This is a genomic window from Streptomyces sp. E-08 (assembly GCF_049913095.1).
Lineage (GTDB): Bacteria > Actinomycetota > Actinomycetes > Streptomycetales > Streptomycetaceae > Streptomyces.
Genome location: NZ_CP183971.1, coordinates 3629620 through 3642912 on the forward strand (window position 1 = coordinate 3629620; position 13293 = coordinate 3642912).

The following is a 13293-nucleotide window of genomic DNA, read 5'->3' on the forward strand; positions in this document are numbered from 1 at the left end:
CGGTGTGGCCGTTTCCCGCTGTTCGCCCCGGAGACGGAATCGGGAGATCCGGCTGACCGGAAGACAATTCCTTTCTCCCGGCGCCCCCGTCACGGGCTCCGGAAGCCCGGCGACCGGAGGAAGAGAAGAAGATCCGGCGCCCTTGCGCAACAGTCCTGAAATACTTCCCCGCCCGCGAAGAACCGGCACCGCCGAAAAACAGCCGACACCGCGTCGGCCATTGAACGGATTCTCTCCGGCAGGCAATTCTCTCTCCGTACTCGAACGAACCGGCCCACCCGCCCGGCGCATCGCCGGGCGGGAACGACCAAGAGTTCAGGAGAGATCAATGCGTCTTCGGACGAAACTCGCCGCGGTGGCCGTCGGTGCCGTCGCGGCAACCGGCGGCCTCGTCCTGCCGACCACGGCCGCCGTGGCCGCGCCGGAAGGTTCCGCCGCCTGCTACAACCCCGGCTGGTCCAACAGGGACGGCCGCGCCGGGAGCGCCAACACGAACGGCGTGAACATCCGCACCGGCCCGACGACCGAGTGCGTCTCGCTCGGCCAGGCGCAGGCGAGCCACAGCCTCACCCTGCACTGCTGGGTGGCCGGCCAGGACGGCACGTGGTCGCACGTCCGCGACAACAGCACCGGCGTCTCCGGCTGGATCAAGGACAGTCTGCTGAACGGTTACGGGTCCAACGCCCCGTGCTGATCCCGCACCCCGCCGCCGGCCCCGCCCCGCGGGGCCGGCAGCACCACCGTGAACACGGACCCCACGCCCACCTCGGAGGCCACCTCGACGGCCCCGTGGTGGTCCGCCACGATCTGCCGGGCGATCGAGAGACCGAGCCCGCTGCCGCCGGTGGCCCGCCCGCGCGCCGCGTCCGCCCGCCAGAAACGGTCGAAGAGGTGCGGCAGGTCGGCGGCCGGGATGCCGCTGCCGGTGTCCCTGACCGCGATCCGCACCCTCTCGTCCCGCTCGTCCAGCTCCAGCCGCACACCGCCCCCGGGGGCCGTGTGCCGCACCGCGTTGCCGACGAGGTTCCCGAGCGCCTGGCGCAACCGGTCCGGGTCCCCGTGCAGCCGTACGGTGCCGGGGCCCGCGCCCACGGCCTCCAGCGTGACCCCGGCCGCCGCAGCCCGGGCGCTGTGCGCGGTCCGGCAGGCCTCGACCAGCTCCCGCGCGTCCAGCGGCCTGCGGTGGTACGTGAGGGCGCCCGCCTCGGCGAGCGCCAGGTCCTGGAGGTCGTCCACGATCCGCTGCTGGAGCAGCACCTCCTCGTGGAGCGAGTCGAGCAGCTCGGCGTCCGCCTCCAGGACGCCGTCCCGGAGGGCCTCCAGATAGCCGCGCAGGTTGGCCAGGGGGGTGCGCAGTTCGTGGGCGATGTCCCCGACGAGCCGGCGCTGCCGCTCCTCGCTGTCCTGGAGGGAGCCGGCCATCCGGTTGAAGGACCGGCCGAGCTCCGCGATCTCGTCCCTGCCGGAGGCGGGCACCCTGCGGCCCAGGTCGCCCTCGCCGAGCCCCCGGGAGGCCGCCGTCAGGGCGCGTACGGGGCGCAGGACGGCCCGGCCGAGGAGCAGCGCGCAGCCGAGGACGGCGGCGGTGACCCCGGCGGCGACGAGCGCGGTCGGGCCGGCGGCCAGGGTCTGTCCGGCGTCGTCGACGGCGCCGAGCCGCACGGTCAGCGGCTGCGGGCCGACGGCGGCGGTGCGCTCGGTGAAGACCCGGCGCAGACAGGCGAGCACCTCGGCCCTCGCCGTGGCGTCGCAGGCCTCGGCGGCGGCGATGTCGGCCCGGCGCGGGGTGCCCGAGCCGGTCTCGGCGCAGGGTGTGCCTCCCGGCGTCTTCCCGCCGTCCTGGAAGACCGGCATGCCGAACTTGCCGCGCAGGACGGTGACCGGCTGCCCGAGCCGGGTCAGGCAGGCCGCGTAGGAGACGTCGGAGGCGTAGCTCACGATCACCTTGGGCGTCACCTTGCGCATGGACGCGGCGTCCCAGCCCGGGGGGAACTCCAGCTGCGGCCTCGGGTCGACGAGCAGCGGGGGCGCGGTGCCGCCGGGGCGGGGGAATCGGCCGAGGAGGGTGTCGGAGTCGGCGATCTGGCCCTGCCGGTCGGTGCCGATCCGGATGCGCTGCCCGGTCTGCCCTGCGAGGGTCCGCACGGTGGCGGCGACGCCGTCCCAGGTGCCGTGGCCGGCGCCGTAGGCGCGCAGCTCCTCGGTGATGGCCGTCGTGGACTGGCGGTCGGCGGCGGCGGACTCGCGGAGCTGCCCGGTGAGCTGCCGCAGGGTCAACCAGGCGGTGGCGGCGCTGGCGGCCACCGCGACGAGCAGGACGAGCGAGAAGACGCGCAGCCGGAAGCTCACGGCGTCACGCCCCTTCGGAGAGCCGGTATCCCCGCCCGTACACGGTCTCCAGGCGGCGGGGCCGGGCCGGATCGGGCTCCAGCTTCAGCCGGAGGTTGCGGACGTGGACGTCGACCGTCCGCTCCAGGACGTCGCTGTCGAAGCCGAAGACCCGCTCGATGATCTGCGCCCGGGTGAAGACCCGGCCCGGTTCGCGGGCCAGGACCTCCAGGAGGGAGAACTCCTTCGAGGTCAGGGCCACCGGCCGGCCGGCGACCCGGACCTCGAAGCGGGCGGTGTCGAGCTCGACCGCGCCGACCCGCAGCAGCGCGTCACGGGCCGCCGCGCCGGTCGCCCGGGACCGGCGGAGCAGGGCGCGCACCCGGGCGGTGAGCTCGCGCGGGCTGTACGGCTTGGTGAGGTAGTCGTCGGCGCCGAGGTCGAGGCCGAGGAGCATGTCCTCCTCGGTGCTGCGGGCGGTGAGCAGCAGGATCGGGACGTCGGATCCCTCGGAACGCAGAATGCGGCAGACGTCGAGGCCGTCGACGAAAGGCAGCATCACGTCGAGGACGACGAGATCCGGCCGTACGGAACGAACCCGCTCCAGCACGGAACGTCCGTCGGCGACGACCTGGACGGAATTCCCCTCGCGTTCCAGATAGATCCGAATCAGCCGTGACTGCTTTTCGTCGTCCTCGGCGATGAGAATGCGCGCGCCCACCGATGCCCCCACCCGGTCCGTCAATTCCGAGCACGGTACCGCGTGGGGCTTTGCTACATCTCGTAGACGGCGGTGACGGGGGCGTGATCGCTCCACCGCTCCTCGTGGCTCGCGGCCCGCTCGACATGAGCCTTGACGGCGAGTCGGGGCACCTGCGGGCACTCATCGCGGTACGGCTGAGCGTCAGGACCGACGAGTCGACATCACCCAAGCGCCAGCGGGAAGCCGGCGAGGCGGAGGCCAGACGCCTGGGGGCCGAGGTCGTCGGCTACGCGGAGGATCTGGACGTCTCCGCCACCAGGACGACTCCGTTCGAACGGCCGGAATTGGGCGACTGGTTGGCCAGGCCCGCCGACTTCGACGTAATCATCTGGTGGCGGCTCGACCGCGCCGTCCGCTCCATGGGGGACATGGCCGAGCTGACACGCTGGGCGAAGCGTCACGGCAAGCGGCTGGTGTTCGCGGAGGGCCCGGGAGGCAGCTCACTGGAGCTGGACATGACCTCGATCATGTCCGAATTGATCATCATGCTGCTGGCCTTCGCCGCGCAGATGGAAAGTCAGGCCATCAAGGAGCGCGTCACGAGTGCCAATGCGGCGCTGCGGGCGATGGGGCGGTACTCCGGAGGGCTCCCTCCGTACGGATACACACCCGTGCAGCGTCCAGCCGGCGAGGGGTGGACCCTGGCCCAGGACCGGCAGCGCGTCGAAGCCATCGAGACGATGATCCGGATGCTGCTGGATGGCAACGCCCCGAACGCCATCGCATTCCATCTGAACAGCGAAGGCATCTTGACGCCTCGCGATTGGAACGATGTTCGGCAAGGGAGAAAGCCGAAGGGGCGCAAGTGGGTCGGCCAGACCGTCAAGCGCGTACTCCTGTCCCCGTCGCTCCTCGGCCATCAGACCTACGCGGGCTCCGTCGTCCGGGACCGCAACGGCCTGCCGGTGAGCATCACCTCCGATCCGATCCTGACAAGAGACCGGTTCGAGGAGATCAAAACCGCCCTCGGTGAACGCCCCAAGGGGGCAGCCGGGACCCGAAAGGACACCGGCGCGCTCCTGCTCGGCGTTCTGCACTGCGCCTCCTGCAAGGGCCGCATGTACCGGGTCCCCGCACACGATTACTCGGTCTACGTCTGCCGGGCGCGCACCAAGGGACTTCCCTGCGAGGCTTCCGCAGCCATCAAGACCGACTGGGTGGAGGAGTACACGGAACGGGAGTTCCTGAAGGAGTGTGGCGACTTCCCCGTGCTGGAGCAGGTGACGTACCCCGGCTACGACCCCCGCCCCGAACTGGAGGAGATCACCACCGAACTCCGCGAGCTGTATGCCATTCGCGAATCCAGGCGATCACGTGTGGGCCTCGCCATCTGGCAGGAGCAGGTGGACGCTCTGGAAGGCCGCGCCGAGGTCCTGGAAGCGACTCCGGTACAGAAGGAACGCACGGAGCTGGTTCCCACAGGAAAGACCTACTCCGACTACTGGAGGATCGCCGACGCCCGGGAACGGCGGTTCATGCTGCTCGACACCGGAACTCGCCTGGAGTGCGCGAAGGGCCAGCGAGGGGGCCGCCCGGCGGACATGAAGCGCCGCGCGCTGGAACGGCTCTCGATCGACTTGCGGGGCGCGAGGGCTCAGCGGCAGGGGGATGCGGCGCCTGAGCCGGCCTGAGCGCCGTTCACGGCCCGTTGCCCGGACCCCCTGGCGGCGGGTCGTGATCGCCCCCTGTGAGCCGCCGGGCCCCCGGACGGTCGGCTCATGCCCCAGGTGGTGGGCGCGATGACGGAGTTCGAGCGCAGCTTGATCAAGGACCGAACGCGCGCCGGTCTCGACGCTGCCAGGGCCGAGAAGCGCGCGGGTGGTCGTCCGGCGGTGATGGACGCGGAACCGGCCACGATTGAAGTGGGCGACTGGACGACCGTGAGTGACTGCAACGTCTCCATGCGGCGCCACCCCGAGGGTCGCGGATGGTCACCCGGGCGGACATCGGCAAGCCGGTGAAGGACGACGCCAGGCGGGTCGGCATCCTGCGTGACGTGATCCGGGACTACGAGGACCCCGCCGTACCGCCCGGCAGGCACCGGAAGAGCCCTACTGCCTGCCTGTGGCCCAGGGGCGGGTTCGTGAGCGGCCGGTCCCCGTTGGCCAGCGTGCAGCGCGCGTGTAGCAACCCCTATGACGGCCCCGTCCGGCGGCGGTGAACAACACAGCCGGACGGGGCTTTCCGCTGCCGCTCCCTACAGGTCGAAGACTGCAGTCACGGGCGCGTGATCACTCCACCGCTCCGCATGGCTCTCCGCCCGCTCCACGTACGCCTTCACGGCGCGCTCCGCCAGGCGAGATGAACTGACAATGAGGTCGATGCGCCAGCCGCTGTCGTTGTCGAAGGCGCGCCCGCGGTAGGACCACCAGGAGTAGGGGCCTTCCTGCTCGGGGTGGAGCTCGCGCACGACGTCGACGTAGCCGCCGTCGCCCTCGTCGAGGACCCGGCTCAGCCACTCTCTCTCCTCGGGCAGGAAGCCGGCGTTCTTCCTGTTGGCCTTCCAGTTCTTGAGGTCGGCCTCGTGGTGGGCGATGTTCCAGTCGCCGCAGACGACGACCTCGCGGCCGTCGGCGGCGGCGCGGGCCCTGAGGTCCTTCAGGTACGGCAGGAACTCGCCCATGAACCGGTACTTCTCGTCCTGGCGCTCGGTGCCGACCTCGCCGGAGGGCAGGTAGAGGCTGGCGACGGTCACACCGGGCAGGTCGGCCTCGACGTACCGGCCGCTGGTGTCGAACTCGGCGGACCCGAAGCCGATGCGTACGGCGTCGGGCTCGCGCCGCGTGTAGAGCGACACACCGGCGCGCCCCTTGGCGGCGGCGGGGGCGTGGACGGTGAACCAGCCCTCGGGGCTGCGCACCTCCTCGGGCAGCTGCGCCTCCTCGGCGCGGACCTCCTGGAGGCAGACGGCATCGGCGGAGGTGCCGGCCAGCCACTCGACGAAGCCCTTCTTGGCGGCGGCGCGGAGACCATTGACATTCACGGACGTCACAGTGAGCATCCCGGGAGAATACCGACACCACCCTCATGCACACATATACAATGGACCGCATGAACATCCAGCCCACGCCCTACGACCACCCCGACGCCGTCACACTCGACGACGCGGTCCAGGCGGAGTACGCCGTCCGCTACGGCGACGAGGGCGACGCCACACCGCTGGACGCCGGGATGTTCGTCCCGCCCCGCGGCCTCTACCTCGTCGCGTACGACCCCGAGGGCCGCCCGGTCGCCACGGGCGGCTGGCGCACCCAGGACGCGAACGACGAGGGCTACGCGGACGGCGACGCCGAGCTCAAGCGCATGTACGTGGTCCCCGGGGCCCGCGGCCTGGGCCTGGCCCGCCGCATCCTCGCGGCCCTCGAATCCGACGCCCGCGCCGCCGGCCGCACCCGCATGGTCCTGGAGACCGGCACCGCCCAGCCGGAGGCGATCGCCCTCTACGGCTCCAGCGGCTACGCCCCCTGCGCGAAGTTCGGCCACTACCGCGACTACCCCACGAGCCGCTGCTTCGCGAAGCCCCTGACCTGAGCTGTCACTGCTCGGCCAGGATCGCCTGCCAGACGTCGAGTCGATCGACCTCACCCGCGTAGCGCGGCTTGCCCCCGAGTTCCTCGTGCACGACCGCGTAGCGCCGGACGAGGTCGACAGCCGTGCGCTCGACCTCGCGCGGCAGCTGCCGCTCGATAACGCCGTGCCAGTCGAAACGCGTCCGCTCGTCGTGCAGGTCGGCCACGGGCAGGAGCCGCCGGCAGGCCTCCCGGGCGACGAGGTCGGGGGCGTACGCGATGAGATGTCCGGCACCGTGCCCGTACTTCGCGGGAAGGCGCCCCAGGGCGGCCCGCGCCGCCCTGTGAGCCTTCACCGCGCGCACGACCCCCAGCGGGCTCATCCGGTCCGGGAAGACCTGGAGGTACAGGGCGGAGCCGATGCTCCCCCAGAGGGCGTCGAGCCCCTCGTCAGTCGCCACCGCGTGAGCGGCCTCCGGCCCCGCCCCCGCCGCCAGACAGGCGAGCCCCCGGGTGACCTCGGGCATCGCGTAGCGCCGCGTGCGGGCCCCCGTGCTCACACCCCGCCACGGCTCGAAAGAGCCCTCCCGCTCCCAGTCGCTCTCCATGAGCCGCCGGATGTTCGGGCAGCGGATCAGACCGTCCTGGGCCGTGGCGGCGTTGACGCGATCCTCCGCGCCGCCGAAGTGGCGACGCATGGCCTCCCGACTCCGGCCGCAATGGATGTCCAGACGCACGGTGGCCCGCGACAGATGCACATGACCCAGCACCGCGGCCGCCTCAGCGATGACCACGAGCCGCTGGAACCCGTCGATGCACTCCAGTCCGGACACGAACAGCGCGTCAGGGAATCCGCCCGGACCGGACGGCTGCGGAAGGTGGATCTCGTCGGCCCCGAGCACAAGGGCGTGCGCCCGCCCGAACTCCTCGGGCCGGTCACGGAGCTCCGCCGCGAGCGCGCGGTTGACGGGTGTGTCCCCGAGGCGACCTCGCCTCGCCCCGAGCCGTCGCACCGCGTCCGGCTCCTGCGCGAGCCCCGCGAGATCGGCCGCCGACACATGCACCTCCCAGGCTTGTGGCTTCTGGAAGAAATGCCGGGGCCTCAGGAGAAACGCCTGCCCGGCGGTGAACGGGTGAGGTGCGGAGGCATGTGCGGTGATCATGTCCGGCTAACGGCCCGACCGGCCGTCAGGTCGCGGCCGACCGCGTCACTCCGTCCGCACCGGCCGGCATCCCGGTCCTGTCGCGAACAGCAGAAATCCCGCCCGATCTTGCGATCGGACGGGATTCCCGTGTCTGTGGACCTGTGGGGATTTGAACCCCAGACCCCCTCGATGCGAACGAGGTGCGCTACCAGACTGCGCCACAGGCCCTTGCGACGTGTGAAACATTAGCATCCCGATCGGGAAGAACAAAAATCGCTTCCCCCGCAGGTCAGCCGGGGGCCGTCGCGGGCCCCCGGCCGGGGTCATTCGTTGGCTGCCCGGGGGCGGTCGTCGTCCGCGTACTGGTCGAAGAGCGGGGTGCGGCCGTGGTCGTGGCCGCGCCGGGGCGGGGTGCTGCGCCGGCGGGGTGCCGGGGACGGGGCCGGGGCCGGGTCGGCCGCCGTGGAGGAGCGGGCCGCGCTCCAGGTCTCCGGGTCCGTGATGTCGATGCCGCTCGTGGCGCGCGGGGCGACCGGGGCGGTGACGTACGTGGGGAGCGGCACCGGGACCGGGTCCCAGCTGTCGCCGCGGGCCGGGCCGCGCTCGCGCTGCTGGTCCACCCACTCCGCGTGGTCGGTCTGCTCGACCAGGGCGCGCCGGTCCGCCTCCTGCGGGGAGAGCGCCGGGGCCATCGGGGCCTGGTCGGCCTCGGGCTCCGGCGTCGGGGCCGGGCGGCGGCTCTCGCGCAGACGGGCGGCGGCCGCTTCGGCGCGGCGCCGGTCCATCACATAGACGAAGCGCCGCCGCTCCTGGACCCGCAGGTGCACGATGTACGCGCTGAGGAGCAGCGCGGGGACGGCCGGCGCCCACAGGAAGGCGACGCCGCCGACGGCCGCGACCACGGCGCCGAGGGTGAACCCGGCGAAGAGGAGCGTGGTGACCCTGCGGCGCCGTGCGAGGACCTTGCCCCGGCGGGCCCGCTCGGCGGCGGCGCCCGAGGCGGGGCGGGCCGGGGCGGGGTGCTGCGGGGCCGGGTGCGGGGCCGGTTCCGGATCGGGCTCCGGGAGTTCCAGGCGCGCTTCCGTCCTGGCCGCGGGCGCGGAGAAGGCCCGGACGTCGACCGAGCTCAGATGCTCGGTCTCCGCGTCCGGGTCCACGTCGGGCGTCGGGCCCTCCGCCGTACGGTCCCGCTCCTTGAGCTCCCTGGCGTACCGGCGCTCCATGCCCGCCCGTCCGGAAAGCAGCCGGATGGCGGTGCTGAAGCGTTCCGTCGGACGGGCTTCGTTCAGCTCGTCCTGCCTGCGGAGCCACATCGGCACCAAGTAGGCGGCCCAGGCCCCGACGATGACTGCGTAGATGAGGCCGCTGCTGCTCACGCCTCACACGGTAGAGGGGTTCTGTAACACGCATCGGCCAATTGGCCCGGTGTGTCGCACGATCTGGCTGATATCACTGAACTTTTTTGTGATTGTTCAGATCGATTGACTGCCAACTGGCGATTAAATTCGAACACTTATTGCATTCTTGCGTGGTGCCAGCGTCGCAGCAGCCCCTCCGGCACCTCTTCCGCGGTCAGCGCGAACACCAGATGGTCCCGCCACGCGCCGTCGATGTGGAGATAGCGGGGCCGCAGGCCCTCCTCGCGGAAACCGAGCTTCTCGACCACCCGGCGCGAGGGCCCGTTCTCCGGGCGGATGCACACCTCCATGCGGTGCAGCCCGACCACGCGGAAGCAGTGGTCGACGGCGAGCGCGACCGCCGTCGGCATCACCCCGCGCCCGGCCACCTCGCTGTCCACCCAGTACCCCACGTGCCCCGAGCACATGGAGCCCCAGGTGATCCCGGCCACCGTCAACTGGCCGACGAGCCGGCCCCGGTACTCGATCACGAACGGCAGCATCCGGCCGGCGTTCGCCTCCGACCGCAGGTGGCGCACCATCTGACGGTACGTCGGCCGCTGGGCGACCGGAGCGCCCGGAGGCGCCGGCGGCACCGTCGCCTCCCACGGCCGCAGCCACTCGCGGTTGCGCCGGTTCACCTCGCGCCAGGCCGCCTGGTCGCGCATCTTTATCGGGCGGAGCAGCACCTCGCCGTCGACGAGGACCACCGGCCAGGACGGGATCACGACGCTCTCGGGTGGTCGCCGCCGCGGATCTGGTCGACGGCATGGCGCAGGAGCGGCTCCAGGACGGCGAGCCCGTCCCGCACCCCGCCGGGGGACCCGGGCAGGTTCACGATCAGCGTGGTGCCCGCGACCCCGGCGAGTCCGCGCGAGAGCGCCGCCGTCGGGACCTTCTCGCGGCCGTACGCGCGGATCGCCTCCGGGATGCCGGGGATCTCCCGCTCAAGGACCCGGCGGGTGGCCTCGGGGGTCTCGTCGGTGGGCGAGATGCCCGTGCCGCCGGTGGTGACGATCACGTCGTACCCGGCGGCGACCCCTTCGCGCAGCGCCGCCTCGACCGGCGCCCCGTCCGGGACGACCTGCGGGCCGTCCACGGCGAACCGCATCCGGGTCAGGCCCTCCGCGATCAGCGGACCGCCCCTGTCCTCGTACACCCCGGCCGACGCCCGGTTGGAGGCGGTGACGACGAGCGCGCGGTAGGCCGCCGCCGGCACCTCCCCGGGGGCGGGCTCCGTGTGCTCCTCGTGCGTTCCGGCCACCCGGCCCGCGCGCGTCACGCCTCGGCCCTCGTCCAGTGGCCCGACTTGCCGCCCGTCTTCTCCTCCACCCGTACGTCGGAGATGACCGCGCCCTTGTCGACCGCCTTGATCATGTCGACGACGGTGAGGGCCGCCACCGAGACCGCCGTGAGGGCCTCCATCTCGACGCCCGTGCGGTCCGTCGTCTTCACGGTCGCCAGGATCTCGACCGCGTCGTCCGTCACCGCCAGGTCCAGGGTGACGCCCGAGACGGCCAGCGGGTGGCAGAGCGGGATGAGGTCCGGGGTCTTCTTGGCGCCCATGATCCCGGCGATGCGGGCGGTGGCGAGCGCGTCGCCCTTCGGGACGCCCTCACCGCGCAGCAGCTCGATCACGCGCGGCGAGACGAGGACCCGCCCGCTGGCGCGGGCGGTGCGGGACGTGACGTCCTTCGCCGATACGTCGACCATGCGGGCCGCGCCCGCCTCGTCGATGTGGGTGAGACCTTGCTGCGTGCTCATGGCCGTGACACTCCCGGTCGCTGTGTGAAGGACGACACCGTACCCCCAGCGTCGCCCCCTCAGCCGAGGAGGACCACTTCCAGCTCGGCGCCCGGCTCGACGGTCTCCGTCTCCTCCGGGACCACGAGCAGGCAGTCCGCGTGCGCGAGGGCCGCGATCAGGTGGGAGCCCGCACCCCCCACGGGTGTGACGGTGCCCGCCTCCCGGTCGTAGGTGCCGCGGAGGAACTGGCGGCGGCCCGCCGGGGACGACACGGCCTCGTCGGCTGCGAGGAGCGCCCGTACGCGCGGCCGGTGCAGGTCCTCGACGCCCATCAGGGCGCGGATCGCGGGGCGCACGAACAGTTCGAAGGAGACGTACGAGGAGACCGGGTTGCCCGGGAGGGCGAGCAGCGGGATCTGCTCGGCGCCGACGGCGCCGAAGCCCTGCGGCTTGCCCGGCTGCATGGCCAGCTTGCGGAAGTCGACCTGCCCGTCGGCGGACAGCGCCTCCTTCACCACGTCGTACGCGCCGACGCTGACCCCGCCGGTGGTCACGAGCAGGTCGGCCCGGATGAGCTGGTCCTCGATGGTGGCGCGCAGCGACTCCGCGTCGTCGGCGACGGCCCCCACCCGGTAGGCCAGGGCGCCCGCGTCCCGCGCGGCGGCGGCGAGCGCGAAGCTGTTCGAGTCGTGGATCTGGCCCTCGCCCAGCGGCTCCCCGGGCTGGACGAGCTCGCTGCCGGTGGACAGGACGACGACCCGCGGGCGGGGGCGGACCTTCACGGTGCCCCGGCCGATCGCGGCGAGCAGGCCGATCTGCGGCGGCCCGAGGACCGTGCCCGCCGCGAGGGCGAGCTCCCCGGCCCGTACGTCGCTGCCCGCCCTGCGGACGTGGGCGCCGGCCTCGGCGGACCGGTGGACCCTGACCTCGCCCCCGGAGCCCTCGGGGGCGGCACTGGCGGCGGTCATGCCGGTGGCCGCGCCCCCGCCCGCACCGCCGTCGGTCCACTCGACGGGGACGACCGCCTCGGCGCCGGGCGGCAGCGGGGCGCCGGTCATGATCCGGGCCGCCTGGCCGGGGCCGACCTCGGGAAGGCCGCCGGCGCCCGCGGCGACGTCGCCGACGACGGTGAGGACGGCGGGGAACTCCTCGGTGGCTCCGGTGACATCGGCGATCCGGACGGCGTACCCGTCCATGGAGCTGTTGTCGAAGGGGGGCAGCGCGGCGGGCACCGTCACGTCCTCGACGAGGACGCAGCCCTGGGCGTCGAGGAGCTGCAGCTCGATCGGTTCGAGCGGGGAGACCGTCGCGAGGATGTCGGCGAGGTGCTCGTCGACGGACCACAGGCCGCGGGCCGGGCCCGCGCAGGGGTCGGCGGCCCCCTCCTCGCGGTCGTGCTTCTCGTGGTCGTCGTGGGACGGCGACGGTGCCGCGCTGCTGCTCAAGGTGCTACATCTCCTCGCTGACGTATCTCCGGAGCCAGGCCCGGAAGTCCGGTCCCAGATCTTCACGTTCGCACGCGAGTCTGACAATGGCACGCAGATAGTCCCCGCGGTCGCCGGTGTCATAGCGGCGCCCCTTGAACACGACCCCGTGCACCGGGCCGCCGATCTTCTCGTCGGAGGCGAGCTTCTGCAGGGCGTCGGTCAGCTGGATCTCGCCGCCGCGGCCCGGCTCGGTGTCCCGCAGCGTGTCGAAGACGGCCGGGTCCAGCACGTAACGGCCGATGATCGCGTAGTTGCTGGGCGCCTCGCCCGGGTCCGGCTTCTCGACCAGGTCCGTCACCTGCACGACGTCCGCATCGGCGGTCGCCTCGACCGCCGCGCAGCCGTAGAGGTGGATCTGGGAGGGCTCGACCTCCATGAGGGCGATGACGCTGCCGCCCTCCCGCTCCTGGACCTCCACCATCCGCGCGAGCAGCGGGTCGCGCGGGTCGATGAGGTCGTCGCCGAGGAGCACCGCGAAGGGCTGGTCGCCGACGTGCGGGGCGGCGCAGAGCACGGCGTGACCGAGGCCGCGCGGGGCGCCCTGGCGGACGTAGTGCATGGTGGCCAGGTCGCTGGACTCCTGGACCTTGGAGAGGCGTTCGTCGTCGCCCTTCCGGATCAGGGCTTCCTCGAGCTCGTAGTTCCGGTCGAAGTGGTCCTCCAGCGGACGCTTGTTCCGGCCGGTGATCATCAGGACGTCGGAGAGGCCGGCCGCGACGGCCTCCTCGACGACGTACTGGATCGCCGGCTTGTCGACGACCGGCAGCATCTCCTTCGGCGTCGCCTTGGTCGCCGGGAGGAAGCGTGTACCGAGACCGGCGGCGGGGATGACAGCCTTGCTGATCCGGCCGAGCCTGGGGAGCGACAGATTCATGCGGAGCACCTTAGTCGCTCGGAATGAGAAGAAGATGTGACTTC

General features: G+C 72.4%; 13 protein-coding genes, 1 tRNA gene and 2 pseudogenes. 4 read left to right on the plus strand and 12 right to left on the minus strand.

The annotated features are described in order from the left end of the window. The first annotated feature begins 328 nt into the window (after positions 1-328). Entirely contained in the window at positions 329-694 is a 366-nt protein-coding gene (locus ACN9MM_RS16480; protein WP_426364336.1) for a hypothetical protein, read from the plus strand. Here ACN9MM_RS16480 and ACN9MM_RS16485 read toward each other — a convergent pair. The 3 genes and pseudogenes from ACN9MM_RS16485 to ACN9MM_RS16495 form a co-directional block, all read right to left on the minus strand. Then, a complete protein-coding gene (locus tag ACN9MM_RS16485) occupies positions 670-2349 on the minus strand; it encodes a sensor histidine kinase (RefSeq protein WP_426364337.1) in 1680 nt (559 codons plus the stop codon). The two genes, ACN9MM_RS16480 and ACN9MM_RS16485, sit on opposite strands and share 25 nt — an antisense overlap. 4 nt (positions 2350-2353) lie before the next feature. Beyond that, entirely contained in the window at positions 2354-3049 is a 696-nt protein-coding gene (locus tag ACN9MM_RS16490) for a response regulator transcription factor (RefSeq protein ID WP_426364338.1), read from the minus strand. A gap of 53 nt (positions 3050-3102) precedes the next feature. Beyond that, positions 3103-3192, minus strand: a pseudogene (locus ACN9MM_RS16495) (exodeoxyribonuclease III); the annotation flags it as partial. Between ACN9MM_RS16495 and ACN9MM_RS16500 the strand changes: the two are divergent. Next, positions 3175-4722: a recombinase family protein gene (locus ACN9MM_RS16500; RefSeq protein ID WP_426364339.1), complete on the plus strand. Its 1548-nt coding sequence runs from the start codon at positions 3175-3177 to the stop codon at positions 4720-4722. The pseudogene ACN9MM_RS16495 and the gene ACN9MM_RS16500 sit on opposite strands and share 18 nt — an antisense overlap. Positions 4723-4806: 84 nt before the next feature. Beyond that, positions 4807-5052: pseudogene (locus ACN9MM_RS16505) on the plus strand (recombinase family protein); the annotation flags it as partial. Positions 5053-5288: 236 nt separating this feature from the next. Here the strand turns inward: ACN9MM_RS16505 and xth are convergent. Continuing rightward, positions 5289-6092, minus strand: coding sequence for an exodeoxyribonuclease III (xth, locus tag ACN9MM_RS16510; RefSeq protein WP_426364340.1), 804 nt, complete (start codon positions 6090-6092; stop codon positions 5289-5291). Between the two features lie 50 nt (positions 6093-6142). Here xth and ACN9MM_RS16515 point away from each other — a divergent pair, with 50 nt between their 5' ends. After that, on the plus strand, positions 6143-6622 hold the full coding sequence (locus tag ACN9MM_RS16515) for a GNAT family N-acetyltransferase (RefSeq protein ID WP_426364341.1): 480 nt from the start codon (positions 6143-6145) through the stop codon (positions 6620-6622). Positions 6623-6626: 4 nt separating this feature from the next. Here ACN9MM_RS16515 and ACN9MM_RS16520 read toward each other — a convergent pair whose 3' ends face one another. The 8 genes from ACN9MM_RS16520 to galU form a co-directional block, all read right to left on the minus strand. Further along, complete coding sequence (locus ACN9MM_RS16520; RefSeq protein ID WP_426364342.1) at positions 6627-7658, minus strand: hypothetical protein; 1032 nt, start codon at positions 7656-7658, stop codon at positions 6627-6629. A gap of 241 nt (positions 7659-7899) precedes the next feature. Continuing rightward, a tRNA-Ala gene (locus ACN9MM_RS16525) sits at positions 7900-7973 on the minus strand. 95 nt (positions 7974-8068) lie between these two features. Next, positions 8069-9121, minus strand: a complete 1053-nt coding sequence (glpR, locus tag ACN9MM_RS16530; RefSeq protein ID WP_426364343.1) for a gephyrin-like molybdotransferase receptor GlpR — start codon at positions 9119-9121, stop codon at positions 8069-8071. 137 nt (positions 9122-9258) lie between these two features. Further along, positions 9259-9852 carry a GNAT family N-acetyltransferase gene (locus ACN9MM_RS16535; RefSeq protein WP_382867565.1) on the minus strand — a complete coding sequence of 198 codons (594 nt, stop codon included), beginning with the start codon at positions 9850-9852 and terminating at the stop codon, positions 9259-9261. 14 nt (positions 9853-9866) lie between these two features. Beyond that, on the minus strand, positions 9867-10406 hold the full coding sequence (locus ACN9MM_RS16540) for a MogA/MoaB family molybdenum cofactor biosynthesis protein (RefSeq protein WP_426368758.1): 540 nt from the start codon (positions 10404-10406) through the stop codon (positions 9867-9869). Positions 10407-10420: 14 nt separating this feature from the next. After that, positions 10421-10906, minus strand: coding sequence for a cyclic pyranopterin monophosphate synthase MoaC (gene moaC / locus ACN9MM_RS16545; RefSeq protein ID WP_030546596.1), 486 nt, complete (start codon positions 10904-10906; stop codon positions 10421-10423). A 59-nt stretch (positions 10907-10965) separates the two neighbouring features. Next, entirely contained in the window at positions 10966-12333 is a 1368-nt protein-coding gene (gene glp, locus ACN9MM_RS16550; protein WP_426364344.1) for a gephyrin-like molybdotransferase Glp, read from the minus strand. A gap of 4 nt (positions 12334-12337) precedes the next feature. Further along, complete coding sequence (galU, locus tag ACN9MM_RS16555) at positions 12338-13249, minus strand: UTP--glucose-1-phosphate uridylyltransferase GalU (protein WP_426364345.1); 912 nt, start codon at positions 13247-13249, stop codon at positions 12338-12340. Positions 13250-13293 lie beyond the last annotated feature (44 nt).